The following is a 25597-nucleotide window of genomic DNA, read 5'->3' on the forward strand; positions in this document are numbered from 1 at the left end:
ATGGGGTCCCTCCCGGGTCGTCAGCCGGTGCGTGCCGCTAGTCCCAGGTGCCGTGCAGCTCGGCCAGTGGCGTGCCGGCCATGAACTCCTCGGGATCGTAGGTCCAGAACTGCGACGTGTCCGGGTAGGAATCCACCACCTCGTTCACCCAGGTCCCGTCGACCTCGGCGACCCGGCGCACGTAGACGGTGTAGATCGCCTGTCCGTACTCGTCGAAGCGCAGGGGGCCACGCGGCGCGTCGATCTCGACACCACCGATCGCCTCGACCAGGGTCTCGCGGGTGACCTCGCCGTCGATCGACTCCAGTGCCGCCTCCAGGACCTGCGCGGTGGCCCAGCCGTGCTCGGCGTACTGGGACACCGACCGGCCGGTCTCGTCCTCGAAGGCCGTGACGAACGCGCGGTTGTCGTCGCTGTCGATCGCCGCCGAGTAGTGCAGGGAGGTGACGACGCCGTCCGCCGTGGCCTGCTGTTCGGACAGGATCTGCTCGTCGGTGGTCGACCCGTGGCCGATCAGCGGCTGGGAGACCCCGAAGTCGCGGTAGGCCTGCAGCAGTCGGATCCCGTCGCTGCCCGGGGCGACCGCCCAGACGGCGGCGGCCCGGTCGTCGATCTGCTGGACGAACGGTGCCCAGTCCGAGGTCCCCAGGGCCGCGTAGATCTCCTGGACGACGTCGCAGCCGGCGTCCTCGTAGGCCGTGGCGAACCCGCTGGCCGCCTCCCACCCGAAGGCGTAGTCCAGTCCGATGATTGCCATCGTCTCGTGGCCCAGCTCGGTGCAGGCGTACTCGCCGAGCGGCATGGCGTCCTGCGACGAGGTGTAGGACAGCCGGAAGATGTTGTCGGCCGCGTCCCGCTGGGTCAGGTCGTCGGCGCCGGCGGTGGTGATGACCAGCGGCACGCCGGAGTCCACGATGTCGGCGGCCACGCCGTAGGTGACCCCGGAGTTGACGAACCCGGCCAGCAGGTCGACGCCGTCCTCGGTCAGCTTGGTGACGGCCTCCTGGGCGGTGGCGACGTCGTTGGCCGTGTCCTCGGTCTCCACGACGACCTCGTGGCCGGCGAGCATCCCGTCGTGCTGGTCGAGGTACAGCCGGAAGCCGTCGTTGACGTCCTCCCCGAGTGCCGCGAACGGCCCGGTCAGGGGGTTGACCAGCCCGACCGTGATCGGCTGGGCGTCCGCATCGGGGTCGTCCGGGGCGGCCGACGCGTCGGTCGCCGGATCGGCGGGCTCCTCGTCCTGGACGGCGGAGCCCGCGCAGGCCGCGGTCACCAGTGCCAGCGACACCACCAGGGCGAGGCCGAGTCGGACCGGACGGTGCGGTCGGGCGATCACGTGGGGATGCTCCGGGGCGAGGACGCGGTTCGGGGCCAGTCTGCCGGATGCGGACCCGGACCGACCACTCGGTGGACGCCGCGACGGCCGCCACCCGTGCCACCGCACGGCGCGGCGGGCGGTCGTGGTCGGCGGTGGACGGCCGGCGGCCGTCAACCCCGGACGGGTGTCAGACCTGCACCTCGCGGAGGAAGACCAGGCGGTAGACGTTGGCCTCGTCGTCCCACGACTGGCGGCGGTCGTCGGAGACGTCGTACTTGTCGTGGAACAGTTCGAGGGCGGCCGCCCGCACGACGGGATCGGCGACCTCGGCGGCGCGTGCCTGGAAGCGGTGCTCGCCGATCCGGACCACGGCCTGCTCCTCGGCCTCGAGGTCGAGGCACCACTGGCGCAGGCCGCCCGAGCCCGACAGCAGGAACACCCCACCGTCCGCCGGGACGAACCGCAGCTCGGCCGTGTGGCGTCGCGCGGTGACCCGACCGGTCGTGGTCAGCCAGCAGTGCGGGGCATGGAGCGTGGAGACGTCGACGTCGACCATCAGGCTTCCTCGAAGGCGAACACGGCCACCACGGGTCGGTGGTCGGAGGGCCCGCCACGGTCGACCCAGGCGTCGATGGGCTCGAGCCCTCGACTCAGCAGCCAGTCGATCCGGAAGGCGGGGAAGGGCAGTCGGTCGTCGTCCGGCCAGGTGAACCCGGGCCCGGAGCCGGCCTCCCGGTGCGCGTCGTGGAACCCGGCACCGGTGAGGGAACGGTACGGCGCGGAGCGCTCGTTGGAGTTGAAGTCACCCCCGACGATCGCGGGGGTCCGGTCCAGGGCGGAGATCACGGTGGCCATCTCCGCCTCGCGGGACTCGCCCTCCAGCTGGAGCCGATCGGTCAGCGACGTGCCACAGGTGGGGCACGGTGACCGCAGGTGCACGGGGACGACCTGCACCAGCTGGCCGTCGACGTCGATGACCGCCACGGCCGTGGCCCGCACGTCGTCCGAGCCGGTCTCGACCGGCCGCTCCTCCACGATGGGGTAGCGCGACGCGACCATGACCCCGCCGACCCCCTCGGACTGCACCGTCATCGTGTGGGGCAGCGTGTCGGCCAACGACTCCTCGAGCTCCTCCTGGAGTGGTGGGAACACCTCCTGGAGCAGCAGCACGTCCGGGTCGACCCGGTCGACGAGGTCACGCACGTGGCCGCCGTCGGGCGCCTGGACCCAGGTGTTGTAGGTCGCGACGGTGAGGTCCGGTGGGAGGTCGGGGGTGGTGGAGGGCAGGAACAGCGTGCCGTAGCTCCACAGGAAGACCGCGGCCGGCACGGCGAGCGCCGCGGCGACGTCCCAGCGTCGGAACAGGGCGGCCAGCAGCAGGAGGAACACCGCCGGCAGGCTCCACCAGAAGGTCGTGAGGTTGAACGGCTGGAGCCACCAGGCATCGCCCACCACGATCCAGGCGACCACCAGGAGCAGTGCGAGCACGGCGTAGCCCAGGCCCAGCACCAGGGGCCAGCGACGGCGGGACGGCTCATCCATGGAAGGCAAACGACACCCGGACGGCGAACAGACGGACGATCGAGGCAGGACGTGGAACGCAGGACGTGGAAACGTGGAGGACCGGCAGGCTGCGCCTCGCCGGTCTCGGTCGGGACCGTATCCCCTGGCGCTCGTCCGACCGGCCGGACGACTGGACGACCTGCCACCTCCCGCACCAGGGGTTGCCGGGGGTGCGTCGCCCGGGCATGCTGGATCCCGAGGGGCCCGCCACGAGCCGGGCCCGGGAACGGCAACGACATGGTCCAGATCGCCCTGGCGCTGTTCCCGGGCGTGTCCGGCGACGAGTGCGAGGCCTTCGCCGCGGTCCTGGGAGGACTGCCCGAGGTCGAGCTGGTCGCCGTGGGCGCCGAGGTGGGGCCGGTCCCGGGGGTCGGGCCCCACCAGGACGTCGAGGCCACCTTCGACGAGGTCACCCGGCCCGAGGTCGTGCTGCTCCCGGGCGGGCTCGGGGTGCGCGAGACCGCCGCCGACCACGAGCTGGTCGCCTGGCTGCGGCAGGTCGAGCCGACCTGCCGGTGGATGGTGGCCAGCTCCACCGGGACGGTCGTGCTGGCCGCGGCCGGGCTGCTGGACGAGCGACCGGTCGCGACCCACTGGCTGGCCGGCTCGCTGCTGGAGTCCTACGGCTCGGCCGCCTCGACCGAGCGGATCGTCGAGCACGACCGGATCGTCACCTGCGAGGGCAAGGTCACCGCGGTCGACGTCGCCCTGCTGCTGACGGCCCGACTGCTCGGGCCGGAACGGGCCGCGGAGGCACGGACGCGACTGCCGGGACGCGAGTGGCCCGAGCCACCCCCTCCCCGGCGACGCCTGCGCGAGTGGTGGTCCGACGTGTTCGACCGCACCGCCAAGGGTCCGGGTCGTCCGCGCAATCCCGAGCTGGCCGTCTCGGACTGGGTCGAACTCGAACTGGTCGAGATGGACGTCGACGAGGCCTGGGCCCCCACCGACGACAAGCCCTAATCCGGGACGCCGCCGATCTCGTGGACGAGGAGGCGGTTGGTGCCACCGTGGCCGCCGGGGATGCCCGACACGATGACGACCGAGTCACCGGGGGCGGCGAGCCCGGAACGCAGGCAGACCTCCTCGGCGGCCAGGGTGAGGGCGCGCGAGTCGTCCTTGGTCGGCACGTCCAGGGCGCGGGTGCCCCACATGAGCGCCATCCGCCGCAGCGATCGGTGGTCGGGGGTGAGCCCCACCAGCGGCGTCGACGGCCGGAACTTCGACACCAGCTGCACGGACGAGCCCGACAGCGAGAACACCAGCAGCGCCTTGGCGTGCACGTCGGCTGCCACCTCGACCGCGGCCTTGGCGACGATCCGCGAGACCGAGGCGTCCTGGCGCTGCTTGGGCGGTGCGTGGAGGAGGTGCTCGGAGGACTCGGCGACCTCGATGATCCGTGCCATGGTCCGCACGGCCTCGACCGGGTAGCGCCCCGCCGCGGTCTCCCCGGACAGCATCACGGCGTCGGTGCCGTCGAAGATGGCGTTGGCGACGTCGGACGCCTCGGCCCGGGTGGGCCGTGGACTGCGGATCATCGAGTCGAGCATCTCGGTGGCGGTGATCACCGGCCGGCCGGCGTCGTTGGAGATGTCGATGATGCGCTTCTGCAGGGCCGGCACGCGCTCCGGCCCGATCTCGACACCCAGGTCACCCCGGGCAACCATGACCGCGTCGGTGGCGGCCACGATCGACTCGAGGTTGGTCATCGCCTCGGGTCGCTCGAGCTTGGCGACCACGGGCGCCTCGCCACCGTGGCCGTGGATGAGGTCGCGGACCTCGGTCACGTCGGAGGCCCGGCGCACGAACGACAGGGCGACCCAGTCGACCTCCATGTCGACCATGGCGGCGAGGTCCTCGCGGTCCTTGTCGGTCAGGCAGCCCGCCGAGACGGCCACGCCCGGGAGGTTGACGCCCTTGCGGCTCTTGGCGATGCCGCCGGCGACGACCCGGGCAGTGACGGTGTTGCCCTCGACCCGGGCGGCGACCAGCCGGATGAGCCCGTCCTCGATCAGGACCAGCGCGCCCGGCTCGACGTCGTCGGCGAGCTGTTCGTAGACGACCGGCAGCACGGGAGTCCCGGTGCCGTCGTCGTGGTCGTCGACCTCCTCGACGCCACTGACCAGCACGACCTCGGAGCCGTCCTCGAGCGGGATCCCCGGCTCCGGCAGGAGCCCCAGCCGGATCTTCGGTCCCTGGAGGTCGCCCAGTGCGCCGACGGTGCGGCCGAGCTGGTCGGCCATCGTCCGGACGCGCGACAGGCGTCGTTCGTGCTCGGCATGGGTGCCGTGCGAGAAGTTCAGCCGAACCACGTCGATCCCGGCGGCGAGCGCGGCCTTGAGCCGTCCCTCGTCGTCCAGTGCCGGCCCGAGCGTGGCCACGATCTTGGCACGACGCACGACGATGCTCCTGTCGGTGATGGTGGGGGGCGACGGTCGTCGCCCCCCACGAGCCTAGGTGCGCACCTCGGGTCGTGTCTGACCCGATCCCGGTGACGGATCGTGACGCCGACGGACTCCCGGTCGGTGGCGATGGCCGCACCCTAGGCTGCGACCGAACCGAGGAGCGCCCCGTGCCAACGTCCACCCCCACCCCCGACCGCGTCCTGGTCGTCGACGACGCCGCGACCAGCGTCCACCTCGCCCGGGTCCGGGACGCGTCGACCTCGCCGACCGACTTCATCCGCCATGCCCGCCAGCTCGGCGTGCACCTGGGCCTGGCGGCGGTCGCCGACCTGCCGGTCCGCGAGGTGGAGGTCACGACCCCGCTCGGACCGGCCCCGGCTCGCGAACCTGCCGTGCCGATCGTCGCCGTGCCGGTGCTGCGGGCGGGGCTCGGACTGCTCCAGGGACTCCAGGAGGCGCTGCCGACGCTGGTGGTGGGCATGCTGGGGCTCGAGCGCGACGAGGAAACGCTGGAGGCGCGCGAGTACTACCGCAACATCCCTCCGGCCAAGGGCGCCTGGGTGCTGGTCCTCGAGCCGATGCTGGCGACCGGGGGCTCGGCCGCGGCGGCGGTGCGGTCGGTCGCCGACCTCGAGCCCGCCCGGGTGACGGTGGTCTCGGTGGTCGCGACCCAGCAGGCGGTGGACCGCATCCTGGAGGCCGACCCCGAGGCGCACGTGGTGACGGCGGCGCTGGACCCGGGCCTGGACGACAACGGGTTCATCGTGCCCGGGCTGGGCGACTTCGGCGACCGCCTCTTCGGCACCCCTGGCTGACGCGCGTCCTCGCTGCGCTCGGACGCGTTGGAGTTGCTCGCTGCGCTGCGAACTCCCCGGCGCGCTGGCGGGCCCGGTCGGACACGGAGGCGGGTGGCCGACGCGATAGCCTCGACGGTCGAACAGGAGGTGGTCGTCCGTGGGATTCGCCGACCGCATCAAGGCGTGGTTCAAGGGCGAGACGAAGCCTGCCAAGGCCGCCAAGCCGGCCGCGTCGACGCCCGCCAGCCGGCAGGCCGTCAAGGAGCTCGAGGGGTTCCTCGAGGGGCGGGACGGCGTCGAGGGGTTCGTCGAGCCCGCGACGACGGTCTACCCGACGACCCTGCTGCTGGTTGCCGGTGACGGCGAGTACCTGCGCCGGCCGATCCTCGACCGTGACCGCGCCCGCAAGCTGTGCGAGCGTCACAGCCTGCCCCTGTACGACGCGGCCAAGGTGGGCTATCCCAAGCGGATGCGCGACTACGACCGCGGGATCCGCCGCGAGGCCATCCAGCTCGAGGACCTGCCGCCGTGGCCCGGGGACGACGACCCACCGGACGCCTGAGCGCCCTGCCACGACCGCGACCGCACCATCGTCCCGGATCCCCTCCCCGCCCGCCCCCAACCGGCGGGCGGCCAGACGTGGAGACGCCCATGCCCCAGCCCCTCCCCGACACGATGCGCGCCGCGCGCCTGCACGCCACGGCGTCGGACCCCGAGCGTGGACCGTCCGCCGCGGACGTCCGCATCGACGAGCTCGCGGTGCCCGAGCCGGGGCCGGGCGAGGTGCTGGTCGCCGTCGCGGCCTGTGGCGTGTGCGCGTCGGACCTCCACGTCGCCCTGGGGATCACCCCCGCGGCGACCCTGCCGCTGACCCTGGGCCACGAGGCGGCCGGCACGATCGCCGCGGTCGGGGACGACGTGGGTGACTGGCAGGTCGGGGACCGGGTGCTGGTCCCGGCCGGTCGGTCCTGCGGCACCTGTGCCCTGTGCCGGACGGGTCGTGACAACCTGTGCCAGGAGGTCGCCGTCCTGGGCGTGGACGTCGACGGCGCCCAGGCGGGCTGGGTCCGCGTGCCGGCCCGCCTGCCCCTCCCGGTCCCGGGCCACGTCGACCTGGTCGAGGCGGCCATCCTCGCCGACGCCGTCGCCACCCCCTACCACGCGCTGAAGCGTGGCGGGATCGGCGACGGGATGGTCGCGGTCGTCATCGGACTGGGCGGGCTGGGCATGCACGCGCTGCAGCTCGCCCGGCTGGCCGGAGCCGAGGTGATCGGGATCGACGTCGACGAGGTCGCGTTGCAGCGAGCGCGCGAGTGGGGCGCCGTCGAGGTGGTGGACGCCAGCCGGCCCGACGCCGGTGCCCACGTCCGGTCCCTGACCGGTGGCGGGGCCGACGTCAGCTTCGAGTTCGTCGGCTCGGCGGACACGGCCGCGCTGGCCAGCAGCGTGCTCGCACCGGGCGGCCGCGCGACCCTGGCCGGGATCGGTCGGGACCGGCTGGCCGGGCCCCCGCTCGGCCTGTTCGTCTCCCGGGAGCAGGAGGTGGTCGGGTCGTTCGGCGCGACGACCTCCGACGTCAACGAGTTGCTCGACCTGCTCGACGCCGGCCGCCTCGACCTGTCACGGTCGATCTCCCATCGCCTCGACATCGACGACTTCCCCACCGCCCTGGAGATGCTCCACACCCGCCACGACCACCCCCTCCGCATCGTCATCACCCACTAGCACCGGCCACACCTCCCGGCGCCAACCCCCGCATCACCCGTCGAGTGTGCGCATCACGGCCACGTGCGGCCGCAACGAGCACACTCGACGCTCTTGGTCAGTCCTGGGAGATGGTGATGGACTCGATGACGACATCGTCGACGGGGCGGTCCTGGGCACCCGTGGCGGTGGTGGCGATGGCGTCGACGATGTCGAGGCCGTCCACCGCCTTGCCGAAGACGTTGTACTGGGGCGGCAGGCCGTAGTCGGCGTGCATGATGAAGAACTGCGACCCGTTGGTGTTCGGACCGGAGTTGGCCATCGCGAGGGTGCCGCGTGCGTAGCGCAGCTCGCGCGCCGCGTCGAGCTCGTCGTCGAACGTGTAGCCGGGACCACCGAGACCGGTGCCTGTGGGGTCCCCGCCCTGGACCATGAAGCCCTCGATGACCCGGTGGAAGATCACCCCGTCGTAGAAGCCGTCGTTGGCCAGGAACACGAAGTTGTTGACGGTCCGGGGCGCCTTGTCGGCGTGCAGGCGGGCCGTGATCGTGCCGTGGTTGGTCTCGATCGTGGCGGTGTAGGCCGAGTCCGGGTCGATGGTCATCTCGGGCGGGCTGTCGTACTGCTGGGCCATGGAGGCATCCTCGGGGTGCGTTCAGTGGGAGGGTTCGGGCTCGACGGTACCGGGGCCGATGGTTGCGCCACCCGGCGCCCACCCCACCGCACGTCGGCACGGCCTACCGTCGACCAGACGCGCACAGGAGGTCGTCGTGGACCACGAGATCGCGCCCTTCGCGGGCTTCGGGCCGGAGGCCGTCACGTTCTACCGTCGGCTGGAGGACGACAACTCCAAGGCATGGTTCGACGACCACCGGGACGTCTACGAGCGTGACGTGCGCGAGCCGATGGAGCGGCTGCTGGGCGAGGTCGCCGACGAGTTCGGCTTCGACGGCAAGGTGTTCCGCCCGAACCGGGACGTGCGCTTCAGCCACGACAAGTCCCCCTACAAGCTGCACTGCGGGGCGGTGATCGGCGATGGCGAGCCGGGGTCCCCCGTCTACTACGCGCAGGTCAGCGGCAGTGGGCTGCGCACCGCGTCGGGCTACTACCGGATGAGCCGGGACCAGGTGGCCCGCTTCTACGCCGCGATCGACGACCAGCGGACCGGTCCCGAGCTCGCGGCCCTGGTCGCGGACGCGCGAACAGCCGGCATGGAGGTGGGGGGCAGCGAGCTGAAGACCTCACCGCGGGGGTACGCCAACGACCATCCGCGGGTCGAGCTGCTGCGCCACAAGGGCTTGACCCTGTCCCGCGCCTGGAAGCCCTACAAGTGGCTGCAGACCCGCGAGGCGCTGCGCCGGATCACCGCCCTGTGGCGTGACGCCGGCCCGATCAACGACTGGTTGCAGGCCCACGTCGGACCCGCCCGCGAGGTCGACCACGGCCGCCCCTGACCCCACCGACCGTGAAGGGATCGCGCAACAGTTCGCGCTCACCGGTCACGGTCGATAGTCGCTGGGTGCTGGCGACCGCGGTCAGGGAGAGTCAGGGAGTCGTCGCCGGCTCCAGGACGATGTCGATGATCCGGGCGGGATCGACGGCCTGGTCGGCGCTGGGACCGGTGACCGGGCCGTTGGCGATGTCGTCCACGACGTCCATGCCCTCGGTCACGGTGCCGAACACGGCGTAGTCGGGTGGGAACGGGTAGCCCGGTTCCGCCTGGACGACGAAGAACTGCGAACCGTTGGTGTTCGGCCCCGAGTTCGCCATCGCGAGCGTGCCACGCGGGTACAGCCCGTCGTTGTCGGCCACGACCTGCTCGGACAGGGTGAGCTCGTCGTCGAAGGCGTAGCCGGGGCCACCCGTGCCCGTCCCGGTCGGGTCGCCGCCCTGGATCACGAAGTCGGCCTGGACCCGGTGGAACGGCGTGCCGTCGTAGAAGCCCTCCTCGGCCAGGAACACGAAGCTGGAGACGGTCTGGGGGGCGGCGGCGCCGTCGAGCTCGGCGACGATCGTGCCACAGGTCGTCTCGATGGTGGCGATCACCGTCTCGGTGACGTCGGGCGGTGGCGCCTGGTCGAACTGCAGGGAGGTGTCGGGCTCCGGCGCGTCGGTCGGCGGCGGGCACGGGGCCGTGGCCTCGGTCGCCTCGGTCGCGTCCGGATCGGCCGGGACCGCGCTCGGATCGGCGCTCTCCCCCGCGGTCGGCGCCGCGGACTCCTCGACGGGACTGGCACTGGCGCCCGGGCTCGGGGTGGCCGCGGGACTGCTGCTCGGGGCCGCCGACGGGGTCTCGGACGCGGCCACCTCGGGCGTGTCGTCCTGGCCGACCAGCAGCCACCACGCCAGCGCCCCGGCAGCCGCCAGCGCGACCACGACAACGGCGATCACGATGCGTCGCTGGCTGCGCTGCTGGCTGCGCTCCTGCTCCCGTCGGGCCCGCGCCCGCGCCTGCTGCTTCTCCTGGTGCTTCCTGCTCATCGTCCCTCCACGGCCGCGGGGCGGCAGGCTAGCCAGCGTCGGGTCGCGATGGGAGGTTCGCGCCGGCGACGGCCCGAGGGGTCACGTGTGGGTCAGAGCCGCCGGGCCAGCAACAGGTCGTCGACCTCGACCCCGTCCAGGACGAACTCCCCGGCGAGGACCCCCTCCCGGACGAAGCCCTGGGCGGCGTACAGGGCGCGCGCAGCGCCGTTGGTCGCGAGCACCCGCAGCGTCAGCCGGCGGCCACCACGTCGACGGGCCTCGTCGACCGCGGCCCGCACCAGCCGCGTCCCGATCCCCCGGCCCTGGGCGTCGGGATGCACCGCCAGGCCCATGATCGACCAGACGTGCGCGTTGGACCGAAGGGGCGTGGGTCGGCCGAGCACGACGTGTCCGAGCACCCGTCCGGCGACCTCCGCGACCAGCACGTCCTCGGGCCCGTGCCGCGCGAAGGGGTCGACGGGAGCGGCCTGCGGGTCGACCGGGTCGGCGGGCGACACCTGCGACGACAGCGTGGCGTCGTCGATCTCCCGGAGGGCGTCGGCGTCGGCGCGACGTGCCGGCCGGACCCGGACCTCGTCGACGGTCACCACAGCCGTCCCGCCCGGACGGCGACCCGCCAGCAGTGGCGGTGCCAGTGGCGCCGCAGGTCCGGGAGCCCGTCCGGCCAGGTGACCAGGTGGCCGGTCCCCCTGGTCACGGAGTTGCCACAGTTCGGGCAGGTGTAGTCCTTGGCGGCCCGCACACCGGGAACGGGCCGGACCTGCCAGCCGTCCGGGGTCGGGGGGACGAGGTCAGACACGGCGGTCAGCACGCGGACCGGCGCTCGATCACTTGACGCCCACCAGCCCCATGATCAGGGCCAGGCCCTCGTCGGACCCGGTCCACAGGTCGGTCAGGACCTCGTAGCCCGCGGAGTCCACGAGGTAGCGCAGGGACCGGGCGACCAGGTAGATGTCGTCGATGCGACCCGCCGTCGGGATGAAGTCCGGCACGACGTCCAGCGGCGACACGACGTAGGCGGCGGCCAGCCCGCACACGACCTTGGCCCGGGCCGGCACGCGGTCGTCCCGGGCGAGGTCCCACAGCAGTCGTCCTGCACTCCCGGCGAACTTGGCGAGCTCGACCCACGTGGTCGGGTCGGTGGCGTTGTCACCCGGGGCGATCCGCCCATCCGAGTCGATGACGATGCCCGGGAGCAGCTCACGTGCCTCGCCGTCTGCGAGCAGCATCCCGAGGTCGTCCAGCTTGGAGCGGGCCCGGCCGAGTCCGGTCGGGCTCAGCCCGCGGCGGCCGCGATCGGCCATCCGGGACAGGCGTCCGCGTGGGGGGGTCGAGTGATCACGATTCGTGGACATGGAATCCTCGTCCTGCCTTCCGACCGGAGAAGCCGGCATGCACCATGTGGCGCAGCAGCGGCGCCGCGGCGTACGACGGCTCGCGGAACTCGGCGTGGAGGCGATCGATGATGGCCAGGGAGACGTCCAGCCCGACGATGTCGAGCAGTTCGAACGGTCCCATCGGGTACCCGCACCCCAGCTTCATAGCCGTGTCGATCTCCTCGGCCGTCGCGTAGTGCGAGTCCAGCATCTTGATGGCGTCGTTCAGGTAGGGGAACAGCAGTGCGTTGACGATGAACCCGGCCCGGTCCCCGGCCAGCACCCCGACCTTGCCGACCTGGTCGACGAAGGCCCGGGCGGCCTCCACGACGGCGGGGTCGGTCCGGACCGTGGGCACGACCTCGACCAGCTGCATGACGGCCGCCGGGTTGAAGAAGTGGAGGCCGACGACCCGCTCGGGGCGATCGGTGACCATCGCGCAGGCGATCACGGGCAGCGACGACGTGGTGGTGGCCAGCACGCAGTCCTCGTCCAGCACGTCGGCCAGTTCCGCGAACACCTCCCGCTTGACGTCGAGGTCCTCGGCGACGGCCTCGATCACCAGGTCACACCCGGCGAGGTCGTCGAACGCATCGGTCGAGGTGATCCGCGCGAGGGTCTCTTCGCGATCCCCGCCGTCGAGGCGTCCCTTGTCGACCATGCGTTGCAGGGATGCACCGACCCCCGCGACGACGGCGTCTGCCTTGGCGGGGCTGCGACCCCGCACGACGACGTCGTGGCCGGTCCGGGCACAGACCTCGGCGATGCCGGTCGCCATGGTCCCGGTGCCGACGACGCCCACGCGACCCCAGCTCGCGATCGACCCGGGGTCGGCCGGTTCGCGCTCGGTCTCGGACTCGGCGAAGCGGGTCGATCCGGGCCGCTGGTAGGTGTAGAACCCGCGTCCGGACTTGCGCCCGCGGTAGCCCGCTTCCACGAGTTGCTTGAGGATCGGACGGGGCGCGAACCGGGGGTCGTCGAACTGCGAGTGGATCGCGTCCATGATCCCGACCATCGTGTCCAGCCCGACCAGGTCGACCAACGCGATCGGGCCCATCGGCAGGCCGGCCCCGAAGCGCATCGCGGCGTCGACGTCCTCCTTGGTCGCGTAGCCCGACTCGACCAGCTCGACGGCCTGGTTGAGGTAGGGGAACAGCAGCTGGTTGGCGATGAAGCCACGCCGGTCCCCCACCACCACGGGCGACTTGCCGATCGACTCGGCGAAGGACCTGGCGGTGTCGACCACCGACTCGTCGGTCACGACGGTGCGGACCAGCTCGATCAGCTTCATGACCGGTGCCGGGTTGAAGAAGTGGAAGCCCAGGACCCGGTTGGGCCGGGAGGCGTGGACGGCGATGTCCATGACGGGCAGCGACGAGGTGTTGGTCGCGATGATGGTGTCACGCCCCACGACCGCGTCGATCTGCTCGAACGCCCGCTGCTTGAGGGCGAGCTGTTCGGGGACCGCCTCGATCACCAGGTCGGCCCCGGCCAGGACCGACCAGTCCGGCGAGCCGGTGATCCGGTCCGCGATCGCCTCGGCGTCGTCGGGACTGAGGCGTTCCCGACGCACGTCACGGTCCAGCGCGTTGCGGATGCGCTCACGCCCGGTCTCGACCGCGGCCTCGTCGACCTCGACGAACGCGACCTCGATGCCGTTGCCGGCGATGATCTGGGCGATCCCGGCACCCATGGTGCCGGCACCCACGACCCCCACGCGGCGGATGCGGTCGGTCACCTCGGTCACTTTCCTCGTGGCCACCGACGTCGGTGGCGTGGGCGTCGACGGGCAGGGTACGACCCACCCGGCCGGGCCGACCCCCGCCGCTCGTGGGTCACAGGCTGGTCGGGACCAGTGACGCCAGCAGCAGGGTGATCCCGTTGAAGGTCGCGTGCGCGACCACCGGGACGACCAGTGAGCCGGTCCGGTGGAAGATGGCGGCGAGCCACAGGCCCAGCACCAGCAGGCCGAAGACCGCCGGGAGCGAGTTCAGCACCTCGAGGTGGGTGAACGCGAACAGCAGCGACGACAGCACGAGGCCGCCGACCAGCCCGACCCGGGAGCGAGCGGACTGGAACAGGACGGCGCGGTAGGTCGTCTCCTCGACGATCGGGGCCATGACCATCGTCGCGACGACCACGGCGATCGTGGTCGCGACCCCGCCCTCGATCTCGAGCAGGGCCTGGCTGGGTGCCTGGGAGTCGGGGAAGGCGGCGACCACGACCAGGGCGGTGACCTGGACCAGCAGGAAACCCACGGCACCCAGGCCGATCCCGAATCCCACGTGGCGCCACCGGGGACGGACCGGGCCCAGCAGCCGCCACGCCGAGCGACCGGTCAGGCGCAGCCAGCCCAGGACCCCGGCCAGGGTCAGGACCTGCATGCCCACGACCAGCCAGATGCTGGCCAGTCCCGACAGGCCGTCGACGTCCACACCTGCGGCCACCGCGACCGCCACGACCACCACCTGCGCGAGGATCGACCAGGCGAGGATCAGGAACGCCGCCAACAGGCTGATCCCTGTCCGGAACGCCTCGTCGGGATCGCCCGCGTCGTGGCGCGCGTCGGTGTCGGGCCATGGCGGGTCGTCGCCGCGACCTCGTCGCGGTGCGGGCCCGTCCGGGCGCCGGTCGGGGGCGGGTGGTGGGGACGACGAGGGCGGCTGGGGCGGGCCGGGTGGTGGTCCGGACGGCGGGAGGTCGGTCATCGTGGTTCTCCTGCCCCCGCCGAGGCGGGGAGCCGCTCGATGTCCGCACCCAAGGCACGCAGCCGGCCGGCGAAGTCCGGGTAGCCACGGTCGACGTGGTGGATGTCGTGCACGTGGGTGGTGCCGGTGGCGACCAGCCCGGCCAGCACGCCCGCGGCACCGGCGCGGATGTCGAGCGCGTCGAGGTGCGCACCGTGCAGGGTGGTGGGGCCCCGGATGACCGCGTGGTGGCCCTCGACGGTGATGTCGGCACCCATCCGACGCAGCTCGTCGACGAACGAGTAGCGGGACTCGAAGACGTTCTCGGTGCACTGCGACAGCCCGTGGGCCTGGGTCAGCAGGACCATCATCTGCGGCTGCATGTCGGTCGGGAAGCCCGGGTAGGGCAGGGTCAGGACCCGGGTCGCGAGCAGGTCCTGGGCGGTGACGCGGACGTGGTCGCGTTCCGGCGTGACGCTGACCCCGGCCCGGTCCAGCACCCGCAGCAGCATCTCGTGGTGGGCCGGGCGGACGTTGTCGACCAGGACGTCCCCGGCGGTGATCGCCGCGGCGACCATCCAGGTGCCGGCCTCGATCCGGTCGGGGACGACCGTCCACGACACGCCCTCGAGCCGGTCGACGCCCTGGATGGTGACGGTGCCGGTGCCGATGCCGTCGATCGACGCACCCATCGCCACCAGCATCCGGCACAGGTCCTGGATCTCGGGTTCGCGCGCGGCGTTGTCGATGGTGGTGACACCGTCAGCCAGCACGGCCGCCATGACCAGGTTCTCCGTGGCGCCGACACTGGCGTACTCCAGCGTGATCCGGGCGCCGTGCAGGTCGGGTGCGAGGACGTCGACGTGGTCGGGACCCTCCTCGAGGCGGGCCCCCATGGCGACCAGTCCCGACAGGTGGAGGTCGATCCCCCGGGCCCCGATCTTGTCGCCACCGGGGCGCACCAGCCGGGCCCGGCGGACCCGTCCGACCAGCGGTCCCAACAGGCTGGTCGAGGCGCGGATGGCCGTCATCAGGTTGCGCTCCGGCTGCCACCCGATCCCGCTGTCGGCGACGATCTCGACGACGTCGCCGTCCCGCTCGACGGAGGCCCCGACGGAGCGCACGAGGTCGACCATCACCGGGACGTCGGCGATGTCGGGCACGTCGGCCAGCCGGACCGGGGCGTCGGTCAGCAGCGAGGCCGCGATCAGCTTGAGTGCGGAGTTCTTGGCCCCGGGGACCCGGACCGTCCCGGACAGGGGGGTCCCACCCGTGACGGCGAAGACCTCCCCGGCCTGCAGGGAGGTCTCGTCGGGTGGCGTGGCGCCACTCATGCCGGATCCGTCACGGCGCCAGCGACAACCGGACGTCCTGCTTGCGGATCGACGCGGCCACCGCGGCGTCCTCGCGGGTCTCGCGGCGCTCCAGTTCCTCACGACGCCGTCGGGCCCGGTCGACGTCGATGTCCTCGGCGCGCTCGGCGATGTCGGCCAGCACCACCAGCGAGTCACGCTGGTAGTACAGGAAGCCGTTGTGCACGGCGAGCCGGATCGTCTGGTCAGTGGTGACGATCGACACCGGCGCGATGTCCAGTGCCAGCAGCACGGGCTGGTGGCCGGGCAGGATGCCGATCTCGCCGTCCAGCGACCGGGCGTAGACCGCCTCGGCCTCCACCGACAACACCGACGTCTCGGCCGAGACCACCTCGACCTGGAAGGTCGCCATGGCTCATTCCTCCATGTCGGAGGCGCGCTTGAGGACGTCGTCGACCCCACCGGCGTAGGAGAAGGCCTGCTCCGGGGCGTGGTCGAGGTCCCCCTCGATCAGGGCCTTGAACCCCTCGATGGTGTCCTTGACCTCGACGTAGACCCCGGGGTTGCCGGTGAACTGCTCGGCGACGTTGAAGTTCTGGGAGAAGAACTGGCGCGCCTTGCGGGCCCGGGACACGATGACCTTGTCCTCCTCGGACAGCTCGTCGATCCCCAGGATGGCGATGATGTCCTGCAGGTCCTTGTAGCGCTGGAGGACCTCCTGGACACCGGTGGCGACGTCGTAGTGCTCCTGGCCGACCACCTGCGGGTCGAGGATCCGCGAGGTCGAGTCCAGCGGGTCGACCGCCGGGTACAGGCCCAGCGACGCGATCTCGCGGGACAGCACCGTCTGGGCGTCGAGGTGGGCGAAGGTGGTGTGCGGAGCAGGGTCGGTGATGTCGTCGGCAGGCACGTACACGGCCTGCAGCGAGGTGATGGACCGGCCACGGGTCGAGGTGATCCGCTCCTGCAGGGCACCCATCTCGTTGGACAGCGTGGGCTGGTAGCCCACGGCCGACGGCATGCGGCCCAGCAGCGTGGACACCTCGGAGCCGGCCTGGACGAACCGGAAGATGTTGTCGACGAACAGCAGCACGTCCTGGCGCAGCTCGTCACGGAAGTACTCGGCCATGGTCAGCGCCGACAGCGCGACGCGCAGGCGCACGCCCGGCGGCTCGTCCATCTGGCCGAACACCAGCGCGGTCTTGTCGATGACGCCCGACTCGGTCATCTCCACGAACAGGTCGTTGCCCTCGCGGGTGCGCTCGCCGACCCCGGCGAACACCGACGCGCCACCGTGGTTCTCGGCGACCCGGGAGATCATCTCCTGGATGATGACGGTCTTGCCGACGCCGGCACCGCCGAACATCCCGATCTTGCCACCACGCACGTAGGGCTCGACCAGGTCGATGACCTTGATGCCGGTCTCGAACATCTCCGACTGCGGCTCGAGGTCGTCGAAGTCCGGCGGGTCGCGGTGGATCGGCCAGCGGTCCTCGGCCTCGAACGCCGCGCGGGCCTCGGGGTCGAGGTCCAGCGGCTGGCCCAGCACGTTGTAGATGTGGCCGAGGGTCGACTCGCCGACCGGGACGGTGATCGGTGCGCCGGTGTCGTGCACCTCGGCACCGCGGACCACGCCGTCGGTGGGCTGCATGACGATGGCCCGGATCCGACGGTCCCCCAGGTGCTGGGCGACCTCGGCGGTCAGCATGCGCGTCTCGCCCTCGACCGTCCGGTCGAAGGTCAGCGCGTTGTTGATGTCGGGCATGTCGCCGGGTGGGAACTCGACGTCGATGACCGGTCCGGTGACCCGGATGATCCGGCCCTCGCCCACGGCGCCATCGGTGGGGTCGGTGGTGGTGACGGCGGTGTCGGCCATGTGCTGGCTCCTGGTCGTCAGGGTGACGGTGTTCGGGTGAAGGGGGAGGTCAGGCGTCGGACAGCGCGGCGGCGCCACCGACGATCTCGGTCAGCTCGGTGGTGACCTGGTCCTGGCGTGCCTGGTTCATGACGGTCGTCAGCGTGTTGACGACGTCCTCGGCGTTGTCGGTCGCGGACTTCATCGCGCGCTGGCGCGAGGCGTGCTCGGACGCGGCCGACTCGAGCATCCCGGCGAAGATCTTGGCCTCGACGTACTTCGGGATCAGCAGGTCGAGGATCTCCTGGGGGTCGGGCTCGAAGATGAACTCGGGTGACAATTCCTCGCCACCGGCGAACTCCGAGGGGTCGACCGGCAGCAGTTGCATCGTCGTCGGGACCTGGTTGAGCGCCGACTGGAAGTCGGTGTAGACCAGTTGGACGTCCTGGTACCGGCCATCGGTGAAGTTGTCCATGACGTCGGCGGCGACGGCCGCGGCGTCGGGGTAGTTCGGGCTGTCCGACACCCCGCTCCACGCACCCGTGGTCTCGCGGCCCCGGAACTTGTAGTGCTGCTGGGCCTTGTTGCCGACCACGAACAGGTCGACCTCGTTGCCCTGTGCCTCGACGTGTTCGATGATCGCGTCGGCACGCTTGAGGACGTTGGCGTTGTAGGCACCGGCCAGGCCACGGTCGGAGGTCAGGACGACCAGTCCGGTCCGGGTCGCGTCCGGCCACTCGGTCAGCAGGGGGTGGCTGTGGGCCTCGTTGGAGGCCGCGAGGCCACGGATGATCGCGGTGATCTGCTCGGCGTAGGGACGTGCCTCGTTGACCCGTCGCTGGGCCTTGAGGATGCGCGACGCCGCGATCATCTCGAACGCGCGGGTGATCTTCTGCGTGTTCTTGACGGTCTTGATCCGCCGTCTCAGCTGGCGGATCTCTGCACTGCCTGCCACGTCACTCCCTCACGTCGTCGGGCGGTTCGTCAGGACGAACGGGACTCAGCCCTGGTCGTCGGCGTCGCCGTCGTCGGACTGGTCATCGTCGTCCTGGTCGTCGCCGGCCGACATCACGTCCCAGCCCTCGTTGCGCTCCTCGGTGGGCTCGGACACGTCGGCGCTGGGCTCGAAGGTGTCCTTGAAGTCCGCGATCGCGGCGTCGAGGCGCTCCGCGATGTCCCCGGACACCTTGGTGGTCACGAGCTCGGCCAGCAGGTCGGACTCGCTGGTCGTGAAGTGCTCGTGGATCTCGTCTTCGAACCGGGCGACGTCCACGACCGGGATGTCGTCCATGGCGCCACTGGTGACGGCGTACACCGACAGGATCTGCAGGCGGACCGGGAGCGGCTCGTACTGGGGCTGCTTGAGCACCTCCACGACCCGCTCACCACGCGCGATCTGGCGCTGGGACGCCTGGTCGAGGTCGGAGCCGAACTGGGCGAACGCCTCGAGCTCGCGGTACTGGGCCAGGTCGATGCGCACGGTGCCCGACACCGACCGCAGGCCCGGGACCTGGGCGCTGCCGCCCACCCGGGACACCGACACACCGGCGTTCATGGCCGGGCGCACGCCCTGGAAGAACAGGTCGGTCTCGAGGAAGATCTGGCCGTCGGTGATCGAGATCACGTTGGTCGGGATGAAGGCCGAGACGTCGTTGGCCTTGGTCTCGACGATCGGCAGCGCGGTCAGGGACCCGCCGCCCAGCTCCTCGGACAGCTTGGCGGCACGCTCCAGCAGCCGGGAGTGGAGGTAGAACACGTCGCCGGGGTAGGCCTCGCGGCCCGGGGGGCGACGCAGCAGCAGCGACAGCTGGCGATAGGCGTCGGCCTGCTTGGTCAGGTCGTCGTAGATGATCAGGGCGTGCTCGCCCTTCTCCATCCAGTTGGCGCCGATGGCGCACCCGGCGTAGGGGGCGATGTACTGGAACGGCGCCGGGGAGGAGGCTGGGGCGTTGACGACGGTGGTGTACTCCATCGCGCCGTGGCGCTCGAGGGTCTCGACCACCGAGGCGACCGTCGAGCCCTTCTGGCCGATCGCGACGTAGATGCACTTCACGGCCTGCTCGGTACCCCAGTACTGCTTCTGGTTGATGATCGTGTCGATCGCGATCGCCGTCTTGCCGGTCTGGCGGTCGCCGATGATCAGCTCGCGCTGGCCCCGCCCGATCGGGGTCATGACGTCGATCACCTTGATCCCGGTCTGGAGCGGCTCCCGGACCTCCTGGCGCTCGGTCACGCCGGCGGCCTGGACCTCCAGCGAGCGGTAGCCGTCGATCCCGGACTGGTCCAGCGGGCCCTTGCCGTCGATCGGACGGCCCAGCGGGTCGAGCACGCGACCCAGCATCGCGTCGCCCACCTGCACCGACAGGACGCGCTCGGTGCGGCGCACGGTCATGCCCTCCTCCACGCGGGAGGACTCGGCGAACACGGCGGCGCCGATCGAACCCTCGTTGAGGTTCATGGCCATGCCCATGACCCCGTCGCCGAAGTCGAGCAGTTCGTTGGCCATCGTGCCGGGCAGGCCGACGATCTCGGCGATGCCGTCACCGGTCTGGGTGACCCGGCCGACCTGCTCGGCGGCCGTCGTCGGGGTGTAGCCCTCGAGCATCGACTTGAGGCTCGCGGTCACGTCCTCCGGTCGGATGGTGAGGTCTGACATCGTGGCTTCCTTCGGGTTCAGCGGTGGTCGCGGTGTGTTCTCAGGCGGACAGGGCGGTGCGGACGGCGGCCAGGCGGCCGGCCACCGACCCGTCGATGACGGTGTCGCCGATGCGGGCACGGACCCCGCCGACGACCGACGGGTCGACCTGCACCTTCAGGTCCAGCGACTTGCCGGTGGCGCGCTCGAGCGCGGTCCGCAGCTTCTCGCGGGAGGCGTCGTCCAGCGGGGCGGCGACGGTGACCTCGGCGACCTCGCGGGAGCGCTTGGCCGAGGCGGCATCCGACACCCTGGACGCGATCTCGGTGATGTCGCCGGCGCCCTCGCCGGTGATCACCATGGCCAGCGCGGCCCGGGTCATCGGGCTCGCGGCTGCCAGGGTCTCCGACTCGACGAACTTCAGCCGCTGGCTGGCCGGCAGCTGGACGTCGACGAGCCGCTCGTACAGGTCCGGGTTGGCGTCGACGGCCCGGGCGATCGTCGTCAGCTCGGTGTCGACGACGTCGAGCGTGCCGGCGCCGTCGGCAAGTGCGACGATCGCGTCGGCGAATGCGGTGCTGGTGGTCATGGTGTCAGCCTCGTGGCGGCCCGCCGGGGCGGGCATGCGTCGACGTCGGCGGTGGGTGGGTCAGTTGCTGCTCGACAGGTTGTTGATGTAGCTGTCGACCAGGTCGCGGTGCGTGGCGGGGTCGATCTCCTTCTCCACGATCTTGGAGGCGAGCTCGACCGACAGGGTGGACACCTCGGCGCGCAGCTCCTGCAGGGTCCGCTCACGCTCCTGGGCGGCGTCGGCCTGGGCGCGCTCGCGCACGGCGGCGGCCTCCTGCTCGGCCTTGCCCACGAGGTCCTCGCGGATGCGGGCGGCGTCCGCCTTGGCCTCCTCACGGATGCGGTTGGCCTCGCCCTTGGCGTCGGCGATCGACGCCTCGTACTCGGACTTGGCCTGGGCGGCCTCGGCCCGCATGCCCTCGGCCTCCTCCATCTTCCCCTGGATGGACGAGCGGCGCTCGTCCAGCATGGTGTTCAGGCTGGGGAAGGCGAACCGGCGCAGCACCAGGTAGACCCCGATGAAGGCCAGCAGGCCCCAGACCAGCTCGGCGGCCTCGGGCAGGATCAGGGTCAGTCCGCCACCGTCGGACTCGGCGGCCTCGACGGCGCCCTCGGTGGCCAGGAGCAACAGGTTCGTCATGGCGTCCTCATCTCGTGCAGGGTCGGTGGTGCGTCAGTCGGGTGGTCGGTCACCCGACCGTGGGCGATCAGATGATGAAGGCCAACACGAAGCCCAGCAGGGCGAGCGCCTCGGTGAAGGCGATGCCCAGGAACATGTTGGTCGAGACCAGGCTGGCGGCCTCGGGCTGGCGGGCCATCGCCTCGACGGCGTGGCCGACCAGGTAGCCGATGCCGATGCCGGGGCCGATGGCTGCCAGGCCGTACACCAGGCCGTTGGCCAGGTTGGTGGTCGACTCGGTGACGACCGCTTCCTGTGCGAGGATCATGAGGTCCATTGGATGGTGTCTCCTGTGGGGTGGGCCGTCCGTGCGACGGTCCCGTTCGGGGTCTGTGCCTGCCGGGCGTGCTCCCGGCAGAACCTTGGGTGGTCGGTCGTTGACGTGGGGACGTGGTCGTGACCACGTCCGGGGTGGTCTAGTGGTCGGGGCTCAGCGAGCCGCTGATGTAGACGGCTGCCAGCATGGTGAAGATGTAGGCCTGCAGGGACCCGACGAGGATCTCGAAACCGACCAGCGCGATGGCGCCGACGAAGATCGGGATGCCCAGCGCGAACTGGATCCAGCCGTGTGCCGCGATCTCCGGCACGCCGCCCTCGTAGAGACTGTGGAAGTCCACCAGGCTGTAGTTGGAGGCGAGGAAGACCACGGTCAGCAGGATGTGGCCGGCCATCATGTTGGCGAAGAGTCGTACGGCCAGCGTGAAGGGGCGCAGCAGGAAGGTCGACACGAACTCGATCGGGACGATCAGCAGCAGCATGGCCTTGGGCACCCCGGGCACCGACACGGCGTTCCAGAAGTACTTGGGGCCCTGCGCCTTGATCCCGACGAAGATGAACAGGAAGTAGATCATCAGCGACAGCACGGCCGGCAGGGCCATGCGTGACGTCGGCGGGAAGTTGATGAACGGGAGCACCTCGAACAAGTTGTTGACGAAGATGAAGATGAACAGCGAGAACAGCAGCGGGAGGTAGCGATAGCCCTCCGGCCCGATGATCGCGCCGATGATCGAGTTCTTGACGAAGTCGACCCCCGCCTCCATGCCGGCCTGCAGCTTGCCCGGGACGACCTTGGGGTTGCCGAACGCGGCAACGACCAGGCCGATCGTGATCAACGCCGCCAGCAGGTACAAGAACGACGTGCGGTTGAAGGCCAGGATCGACCCCTCCCCGAACAGGCCGTCGTCGAACCATGCCGGGAAGACGAACAGGTGATCGATCGGCGGCAGCTCGAAGCCTCCACCGGACTCGGCGGCGAGCAACGGAATCACTGATGGTCCTTTCCGTGCGGCTCAGCTTCAGCCGGGTGGATCATGCGGAATTCGGGGTTTGCCGTGACAAGGCGAACTTCCACCGCCAGCAGGACGGCCAGGGAAGTGACGGCGACGGTCACGAGTGTGGGTTTGTCGACCAGCTCGGTGGGCAGCAGGACGGCGAGCAGGATGCCGTACAGCGTGAGCCGGAGCAGTAGGCCGCCGAGCATAGTCGCCTGCACCGCGGCGGGCGAACGAGCCAGCGCCCAGCGAAGGGACAGTCCGGACAGGATGAAGCCCCCACAGGTCAGCAGGATCGTGCCCGCGGCCGTGCCCGCCCCGGCGGGTCCGCGCAACCACCACGCCAGTGCGACCGCGGGGATCCCCAACACGACCAGCACCACCACGGCAGCCCGCACCATGCGGGTCGCGGCGTCGGTCGGCTCGGTCACCATCGCGGAGTCCTGGGTCGGCCCGGGCGTCGTTGCCCGTCGGGGGGTGGTCGTGCGGTGGTCGGTGCTGCAGAGGCGTCGTGCGGTGGTCGGTGCTAGCGGTAGCGGAAGCGCTCGTAGTGCTCGGCGGAGGCGGCCCGGTGGCGCATGTACAGCAGGTAGAACCCGAGCACGACGCCCAGCACGATGCCGGCGACCAGCAGCCACGGACCGGTGTCCAACCACCGATCGAGCAGCCAGCCGATCCCTGCCCAGACCAGGATGGCCGACAGGAACTCCGCGGTCAGCGCCCACCCCGAGTCCCGGTCATGCCGCAGGGCATCCTGGATCTCGTCGTGGTCGAAGCGCTTCATGGCCGTGACCCTAGCAGGTTGTGACAGATTTCACAAAGTCCGTGCCTCGCGCGCACGACGGGATCCCGAGCATGGCCAGGTCACCACACCAGGCGCACGACGATCACGCCCAGGACGACCACGAGCACGCCCAGCATCACGAACGGCCCGAGGAGCCACTGGCGTCGCTCGAACGGCAGCAGCCTGCCCTCGAGGCGCTTCATCACGTCGTCCTGGTCACCATGCACGTTCCGACTCCTGGTCAGGGGCCCGGAGGGCGGGCCCACGCGGATCACCACACGGCGACGACGAACACCACGACGACCCCGACCATTGCGAGCCCCAGCACGATGGCCGGGCCGAGCCACCACTGGCGGCCCTCCATCGGGGGGAGCTGGCCGTCGACGCGCGTGAGCTCGTTGTCGAAGTCGCTGTGCGACCCGCCACCCGTCATGGCGCACTCCCTCGCTGGGAGCAACGACCGTAGTGCTGCACGTGCCGCCTGGCTACAGCGTGATGCCCGGGGCCGGGAAGGATCCGACCAGGTCGGTCACCTCGTTGCGCACGCGCTGCTCGACCTCGTCGTCTCCGTCGGCCTCGACGACGTCGACGATCCAGTTGCCGATGGCCGCCATCTCGTCGGGTCCCATCCCCCTCGAGGTCACCGCGGGGGTGCCCAGGCGCAGCCCGGACGGGTTGAACGGCGGCTTGGGGTCGAACGGCACGGCGTTGTAGTTGCACACGATCCCGGCCCGGTCCAGCGCCTGGGCGGCCGGCTTGCCGCCGATGGCGGTCGGGGTGAGGTCGACCAGCAGCAGGTGGTTGTCGGTGCCGCCGGACACCAGGTCCAGCCCCCGCTCCGCCAGGACCTCGCCCAGCGCGCGGGCGTTGGTCACGATCCGGTGCGCGTACTCGGCGAACTCGTCCGTGGAGGCCTCGCTCAGCGCGACCGCGATGGCGGCCGTCGTGTGGTTGTGCGGACCACCCTGCAGACCGGGGAAGACCGCCTTGTCGATGGCCGACGCGTGGTCGGCGTCGGTGAGGATCATCGCCCCGCGTGGACCACGCAGCGACTTGTGGGTGGTGGTCATCACGACCGGCGCGTGGCCGATCGGGCTGGGGTGGGCGCCGCCGGCGACCAGGCCGGCGATGTGGGCGATGTCGGCGACCAGCAGGGCGTCGACCTCGGCGGCGATCTCGGCGAACCCGGCGAAGTCGATCGTGCGGGGCACGGCCGTGCCGCCGCAGAACAGGATCTTCGGACGATGTTCCAGCGCGAGTTCGCGGACGTCGTCGAGGTCGATCCGTCCCGTCTCCTTGCGCACCCCGTAGCCGACCGCGTCGAACCACTTCCCGGTGGCCGAGACCTTGTGGCCGTGGGTCAGGTGGCCACCCGCGGCCAGGGACATCCCCATGATCGTGTCGCCGGGCTCGGCGAAGGCCAGGTAGACGGCGAGGTTGGCGGGCGACCCGGAATAGGGCTGGACGTTGGCGTGCTCGGCACCGAACAGTGCCTTGGCACGCTCGATCGCCAGCGTCTCGACCTGGTCGACGACCCGTTGGCCCTCGTAGTAGCGCTTGCCGGCGTAGCCCTCGGAGTACTTGTTGGTGAAGACCGATCCGGTCGCGGCCATCACGGCCTCGGAGGCATAGTTCTCCGACGCGATCAGGCGGATGGCGCCGGCCTCGCGCTCGGCCTCGGCGACGACCAGGTCGGCCACCTCCGGGTCGGTGGCGCGGATGGCATCGAAGCGAGGGTGGACGTAGGCCATGGGAGGATCCCTGTACGGCTCGTGGAGGGTCCCCGCCAGCCTAACCGCGCCGGCCCCTCCCCCGTGGAGGGCGCGCGGTCCGAGGGGCCGGCGCAGCGCCCGGCTCAGCCCGCGCGATGGTCCCGGGCGACGTGGTGGGTCGGGCGGGAGGGTTCGTCGCCGGCTGGCGCCTCGCGGTCGGCCTCTGCGGGTCGTTGCTCCTCGGCCTCGACCGGTGACTCCGGCGGCGCGGGCGTCGTGCTCGCGTCCGGGTCCGTGCTGCGCGAGACCCGGTCGGGACGCTCGACCCGGGTGGAGGGCCCGCGTCGACGGCCTCCGCCGGTCGTCCGCGCCGCGGCAGCCCGGTGGTCGGTGGCGCGGTGGTCCGTCGCGCGATGGTCCGTCGCGCGACGGACCATCGCGCGA

The 25597-nt window shown here is 71.3% G+C and carries 30 protein-coding genes and 1 pseudogene; 5 read left to right on the forward strand and 26 right to left on the reverse strand.

From position 1 onward, the window contains the following. Nucleotides 1-37: 37 nt before the first annotated feature. The 3 genes from KR546_RS12720 to KR546_RS12730 all read right to left on the reverse strand — a co-directional run bounded on the left by KR546_RS12720 (nt 38) and on the right by KR546_RS12730 (nt 2860). Nucleotides 38-1336, reverse strand: coding sequence for an ABC transporter substrate-binding protein (locus KR546_RS12720; protein WP_238445093.1), 1299 nt, complete (start codon nt 1334-1336; stop codon nt 38-40). A gap of 169 nt (nt 1337-1505) precedes the next feature. After that, nucleotides 1506-1874, reverse strand: a complete 369-nt coding sequence (locus KR546_RS12725) for a nitroreductase/quinone reductase family protein (RefSeq protein ID WP_238445094.1) — start codon at nt 1872-1874, stop codon at nt 1506-1508. Further along, complete coding sequence (locus KR546_RS12730; RefSeq protein ID WP_238445095.1) at nt 1874-2860, reverse strand: endonuclease/exonuclease/phosphatase family protein; 987 nt, start codon at nt 2858-2860, stop codon at nt 1874-1876. Before KR546_RS12730 ends, KR546_RS12725 begins: the two co-directional genes overlap by 1 nt. A 258-nt stretch (nt 2861-3118) precedes the next feature. On the opposite strand from KR546_RS12730, the gene KR546_RS12735 reads away from it, so the two are divergent. After that, nucleotides 3119-3844, forward strand: a complete 726-nt coding sequence (locus KR546_RS12735) for a DJ-1/PfpI family protein (RefSeq protein ID WP_238445096.1) — start codon at nt 3119-3121, stop codon at nt 3842-3844. On the opposite strand, the gene pyk is transcribed toward KR546_RS12735, so the two are convergent. Next, nucleotides 3841-5280, reverse strand: a complete 1440-nt coding sequence (pyk, locus tag KR546_RS12740; protein WP_238445097.1) for a pyruvate kinase — start codon at nt 5278-5280, stop codon at nt 3841-3843. The two genes, KR546_RS12735 and pyk, sit on opposite strands and share 4 nt — an antisense overlap. Before the next feature lie 173 nt (nt 5281-5453). Between pyk and upp the strand changes: the two genes are divergently transcribed. From upp to KR546_RS12755, 3 genes are all read left to right on the forward strand, one after another. Continuing rightward, entirely contained in the window at nt 5454-6101 is a 648-nt protein-coding gene (upp, locus tag KR546_RS12745; RefSeq protein WP_238445098.1) for a uracil phosphoribosyltransferase, read from the forward strand. Between the two features lie 139 nt (nt 6102-6240). Next, nucleotides 6241-6645, forward strand: a complete 405-nt coding sequence (locus KR546_RS12750) for an oxidoreductase (RefSeq protein ID WP_238445099.1) — start codon at nt 6241-6243, stop codon at nt 6643-6645. Between the two features lie 89 nt (nt 6646-6734). Continuing rightward, a complete protein-coding gene (locus tag KR546_RS12755) occupies nt 6735-7808 on the forward strand; it encodes an alcohol dehydrogenase catalytic domain-containing protein (RefSeq protein ID WP_238445100.1) in 1074 nt (357 codons plus the stop codon). 97 nt (nt 7809-7905) lie between these two features. Here KR546_RS12755 and KR546_RS12760 read toward each other — a convergent pair whose 3' ends face one another. Beyond that, complete coding sequence (locus KR546_RS12760) at nt 7906-8421, reverse strand: peptidylprolyl isomerase (protein ID WP_238445101.1); 516 nt, start codon at nt 8419-8421, stop codon at nt 7906-7908. A gap of 136 nt (nt 8422-8557) precedes the next feature. On the opposite strand from KR546_RS12760, the gene KR546_RS12765 reads away from it, so the two are divergent. Beyond that, complete coding sequence (locus tag KR546_RS12765; protein WP_238445102.1) at nt 8558-9241, forward strand: DUF2461 domain-containing protein; 684 nt, start codon at nt 8558-8560, stop codon at nt 9239-9241. A gap of 91 nt (nt 9242-9332) precedes the next feature. Here KR546_RS12765 and KR546_RS12770 read toward each other — a convergent pair whose 3' ends face one another. The 21 genes and pseudogenes from KR546_RS12770 to KR546_RS12870 all read right to left on the reverse strand — a co-directional run. Next, entirely contained in the window at nt 9333-10268 is a 936-nt protein-coding gene (locus tag KR546_RS12770) for a peptidylprolyl isomerase (RefSeq protein ID WP_238445103.1), read from the reverse strand. Between the two features lie 92 nt (nt 10269-10360). Further along, a complete protein-coding gene (locus KR546_RS12775) occupies nt 10361-10858 on the reverse strand; it encodes a GNAT family N-acetyltransferase (protein ID WP_338019152.1) in 498 nt (165 codons plus the stop codon). Then, nucleotides 10855-11070 carry a hypothetical protein gene (locus KR546_RS12780; protein ID WP_238445105.1) on the reverse strand — a complete coding sequence of 72 codons (216 nt, stop codon included), beginning with the start codon at nt 11068-11070 and terminating at the stop codon, nt 10855-10857. The genes KR546_RS12775 and KR546_RS12780 overlap by 4 nt, the downstream gene beginning before the upstream one ends. A gap of 28 nt (nt 11071-11098) precedes the next feature. Next, a complete protein-coding gene (locus tag KR546_RS12785) occupies nt 11099-11626 on the reverse strand; it encodes a YkvA family protein (RefSeq protein ID WP_238445106.1) in 528 nt (175 codons plus the stop codon). Further along, nucleotides 11610-13385, reverse strand: a complete 1776-nt coding sequence (locus KR546_RS12790) for a 3-hydroxyacyl-CoA dehydrogenase family protein (RefSeq protein ID WP_338019153.1) — start codon at nt 13383-13385, stop codon at nt 11610-11612. Before KR546_RS12790 ends, KR546_RS12785 begins: the two co-directional genes overlap by 17 nt. 97 nt (nt 13386-13482) lie before the next feature. After that, on the reverse strand, nt 13483-14355 hold the full coding sequence (locus KR546_RS12795) for a CPBP family intramembrane glutamic endopeptidase (RefSeq protein WP_238445107.1): 873 nt from the start codon (nt 14353-14355) through the stop codon (nt 13483-13485). Further along, complete coding sequence (gene murA / locus KR546_RS12800) at nt 14352-15668, reverse strand: UDP-N-acetylglucosamine 1-carboxyvinyltransferase (RefSeq protein ID WP_238445108.1); 1317 nt, start codon at nt 15666-15668, stop codon at nt 14352-14354. Before murA ends, KR546_RS12795 begins: the two co-directional genes overlap by 4 nt. A 10-nt stretch (nt 15669-15678) precedes the next feature. Next, complete coding sequence (locus KR546_RS12805) at nt 15679-16059, reverse strand: F0F1 ATP synthase subunit epsilon (RefSeq protein ID WP_238445109.1); 381 nt, start codon at nt 16057-16059, stop codon at nt 15679-15681. 3 nt (nt 16060-16062) lie between these two features. Then, nucleotides 16063-17523, reverse strand: a complete 1461-nt coding sequence (gene atpD / locus KR546_RS12810; RefSeq protein ID WP_238445110.1) for a F0F1 ATP synthase subunit beta — start codon at nt 17521-17523, stop codon at nt 16063-16065. Between the two features lie 49 nt (nt 17524-17572). Beyond that, nucleotides 17573-18457: a F0F1 ATP synthase subunit gamma gene (locus KR546_RS12815; RefSeq protein WP_238445111.1), complete on the reverse strand. Its 885-nt coding sequence runs from the start codon at nt 18455-18457 to the stop codon at nt 17573-17575. A 45-nt stretch (nt 18458-18502) separates the two neighbouring features. Further along, nucleotides 18503-20158, reverse strand: a complete 1656-nt coding sequence (gene atpA, locus KR546_RS12820; protein WP_238445112.1) for a F0F1 ATP synthase subunit alpha — start codon at nt 20156-20158, stop codon at nt 18503-18505. Between the two features lie 40 nt (nt 20159-20198). After that, complete coding sequence (gene atpH / locus KR546_RS12825; protein WP_238445113.1) at nt 20199-20726, reverse strand: ATP synthase F1 subunit delta; 528 nt, start codon at nt 20724-20726, stop codon at nt 20199-20201. Nucleotides 20727-20786: 60 nt separating this feature from the next. Beyond that, nucleotides 20787-21347, reverse strand: a complete 561-nt coding sequence (atpF, locus tag KR546_RS12830; RefSeq protein WP_238445114.1) for a F0F1 ATP synthase subunit B — start codon at nt 21345-21347, stop codon at nt 20787-20789. 67 nt (nt 21348-21414) lie between these two features. After that, nucleotides 21415-21663: an ATP synthase F0 subunit C gene (atpE, locus tag KR546_RS12835; protein WP_238445115.1), complete on the reverse strand. Its 249-nt coding sequence runs from the start codon at nt 21661-21663 to the stop codon at nt 21415-21417. Between the two features lie 139 nt (nt 21664-21802). Then, nucleotides 21803-22654 carry a F0F1 ATP synthase subunit A gene (gene atpB / locus KR546_RS12840; protein WP_238445116.1) on the reverse strand — a complete coding sequence of 284 codons (852 nt, stop codon included), beginning with the start codon at nt 22652-22654 and terminating at the stop codon, nt 21803-21805. Continuing rightward, nucleotides 22651-23091 (reverse strand): hypothetical protein, encoded by a 441-nt coding sequence (locus tag KR546_RS12845; protein ID WP_238445117.1) that lies wholly within the window; start codon nt 23089-23091, stop codon nt 22651-22653. The genes atpB and KR546_RS12845 overlap by 4 nt, the downstream gene beginning before the upstream one ends. A gap of 92 nt (nt 23092-23183) precedes the next feature. Then, nucleotides 23184-23441, reverse strand: coding sequence for an AtpZ/AtpI family protein (locus KR546_RS12850; protein WP_238445118.1), 258 nt, complete (start codon nt 23439-23441; stop codon nt 23184-23186). Between the two features lie 80 nt (nt 23442-23521). After that, nucleotides 23522-23668, reverse strand: a complete 147-nt coding sequence (locus KR546_RS12855) for a hypothetical protein (RefSeq protein ID WP_238445119.1) — start codon at nt 23666-23668, stop codon at nt 23522-23524. A gap of 44 nt (nt 23669-23712) precedes the next feature. After that, nucleotides 23713-23874, reverse strand: a complete 162-nt coding sequence (locus tag KR546_RS12860; RefSeq protein ID WP_238445120.1) for a hypothetical protein — start codon at nt 23872-23874, stop codon at nt 23713-23715. Nucleotides 23875-23926: 52 nt separating this feature from the next. Continuing rightward, entirely contained in the window at nt 23927-25192 is a 1266-nt protein-coding gene (locus KR546_RS12865; protein ID WP_238445121.1) for a serine hydroxymethyltransferase, read from the reverse strand. Nucleotides 25193-25296: 104 nt separating this feature from the next. Then, nucleotides 25297-25597, reverse strand: a pseudogene (locus KR546_RS12870) (hypothetical protein); the annotation flags it as partial.

The sequence above is a fragment of the Salsipaludibacter albus genome, from assembly GCF_019798055.1.
In the GTDB taxonomy this organism is placed as follows: Bacteria; Actinomycetota; Nitriliruptoria; order Nitriliruptorales; family Nitriliruptoraceae; genus Salsipaludibacter; species Salsipaludibacter albus.